Here is a 2,370-nt window from a genome sequence, read left to right on the forward strand (position 1 = left end):
TTCAATCACTATTCGGATGCCTTGAATGATCTTTGGAATCATTTGAATGATGACCCTCACAACTTGAAAAAGATGGCTGACTTATATGGCCCCTCGTCAGATCTCAAGTGGACTAAGTTGAGTGATAGCGAGTTAGAAGAGTATAAAGAGCTAGAGGATTTGACTAAAGAAGTTGGTCGATACCCCTCTTATCAAGAACTAGCTAATCCCTTTTACCAGGAAGACGACCCTTCTTATCAAGCTCCTTTAGTTATCCTGAAGCGGTTTGGTTATACCTCTAAGAGTGAAATCTATGAGAAAACGCAACTAAAAGCTTCAACAGGACAAGCTCTAAGAGCTCCTATTGACGGTCAAGTTAGTGTGACAGATGATACTACTGTATCCATCAAAACAGATAAAGCCATTTTTACTTATGAAGAGGTAGGAAATATCCGTGTTTCTGACGGTGATCAGGTCAAAACTGGAGACGAGGTTGGGAAGGTAACGGCAAATGGTTACCAGGTCATTCAGTATCAAAAACTGGAGGAAAAAGAGACAAAGGATAAGAAAGAAAAGTGGACATCAGTCAATCCAGGCTTTTACTTTCAATCTGTCACGTACAATCAGACAACCTCAGTCATTACTACACTTGATGGTGATTTAGGACAAAAATCACGAGCGATAAAAGACTACTTGAAGCAAAAGGTACCAGGGCTGACAGATAATGGTTTGGCAGCCATGCTTGGGAACTTTGCAACTGAAAGTAATATCAATCCTAAACGTGCTGAAGGAGACTATCTTAGCCCACCAGTAGGGGCTGATTCTTCTTCATGGGATGATGAGTCCTGGTTAGCTATAGGAGGACCAGCGATTTATAACGGAAGATACCCAAATATTCTTCGACGAGGTTTAGGATTGGGACAGTGGACAGATACAGCGGATGGCTCCACGAGACATACTCTATTATTAAATTATGCAAAATCTAAGAATAAGAAGTGGTATGATTTGGAACTGCAACTGGATTTTATGTTGGAGGGGGATACTCCTTACTATATCACAGGACTAACTTCAATTCTAACTAGTACAGAGGATGTAGAGACGCTTACAGAGCGTTTCCTGGTTAATTGGGAAGGAAACTCTGGAGATAAGGTCTTAGAGCGCCAGAATAATGCTAAGCAGATCCACGCTTTTCTTACTCAACAAGTTCGAGGAGGTGGAGCGTTAGCATCTTCCTGGAATTTCCCTGCCGAGTATCAGTCAAAAGTGGAGCACCCTCCTACACAAGCTTCTATGACTACACAACAAGGAAGCGGTTATGAAGTGGGACAATGTACTTGGTATGCCTATAATCGTTTAGTTGAACTAGGAACGATTACAGACTTATCAGGAGCTTATGGTTACCTTGGTAATGGTCAGGATTGGGTGGCAAACCTAGTTGCAAAAGGATGGCGGTATAGTACAACTCCAACAAAAGGAGCTGTTGTATCAGTAGTAGGTGGATTTGGTGGGACACCAGATGTATACGGCCATGTTGCGATTGTGGAAGCTGTGAATCCAGACGGTTCATTCCTCGTTTCAGAATGTAATATCCAAGGAGTACAGGATAAGGTACATTTTTCTGTCCTATATCCAGCTTACTACTATTCGTTTGCAACACCGAATTAAAAAAGAAAGAAGGTAAATCATGAAAATGATAGATATGGAGAAATTGAAACTCCTGAAAATAGGAGGAATCCTTATAGGAGTTGTGCTAGTTCTAGGATTCGTATTCTGGATTGGAGCAGCAACCTCATCGCAAAAGAAAGCTAAACAGGAAGCTGAAACTACGCAACAAGAAACCAAAGCAGAGGGAAGCGAACTAACGCAAGAATATGTAAAGGAATTTTTGACGGCTTACTTCAATAAGCAGGATCTTGGAGAAAATAGAAATCGCTATTTGCCCTATATGACAGAAGCTGCTTACAATCAGGAAGTGAACTCTGAAGAAGAACCAACGGTACAAACCTATAAGGGCTATGTAGTGGATACACAGATGAAGTCATCTACCATCTACATCGATCAAGAAAATAATGTTGTCCTAGCTCAAGTGAGATACACTCAGACACAGTTACAGAAGAAGTATGATTATACTAACGCCCAAACAAACGTAGGATCTTCAAGAACCATACGGATTCGCTTCAGCAAGCAAGATGGGAAATACCTGGTAAATCATATTGACCCCATTTTGATTGTGGACAGCTTGAACGCCAGCGAAAAGGCGAGTATTCCATCGTTAAACAAACCAATCACTAACCAAACACAAAGTACAGAAGGGAAAAAGGAACAATGACAAAATTAGAAACTTTGGAAAAACAAAAACAGAAAGCGGAAGACCGCTTAGCTGACTATATG

2 protein-coding genes are annotated in these 2,370 nt (G+C 41.0%); both read left to right on the top strand.

Annotation, left to right across the window (positions count from 1 at the left end; translation table 11 throughout):
• Positions 1–1,644: phage tail tip lysozyme (locus ACIY19_RS10735; RefSeq protein ID WP_409003394.1), on the top strand; the 1,644-nt coding region annotated here is incomplete at its 5' end.
• A gap of 19 nt (positions 1,645–1,663) precedes the next feature.
• A complete protein-coding gene (locus tag ACIY19_RS10740) occupies positions 1,664–2,308 on the top strand; it encodes a hypothetical protein (protein ID WP_000781853.1) in 645 nt (214 codons plus the stop codon).
• Positions 2,309–2,370: the final 62 nt, after the last annotated feature.

Origin of the sequence: Streptococcus sp. ST14 (assembly GCF_046098195.1) — a bacterium.
In the GTDB taxonomy this organism is placed as follows: domain Bacteria; phylum Bacillota; class Bacilli; order Lactobacillales; family Streptococcaceae; genus Streptococcus.

Excerpts from the sequence above, each read along its gene's own strand:
- ACIY19_RS10740 (WP_000781853.1), top strand. The coding sequence starts at position 1,664 with ATGAAAATGATAGATATGGAGAAATTGAAACTCCTGAAAATAGGAGGA.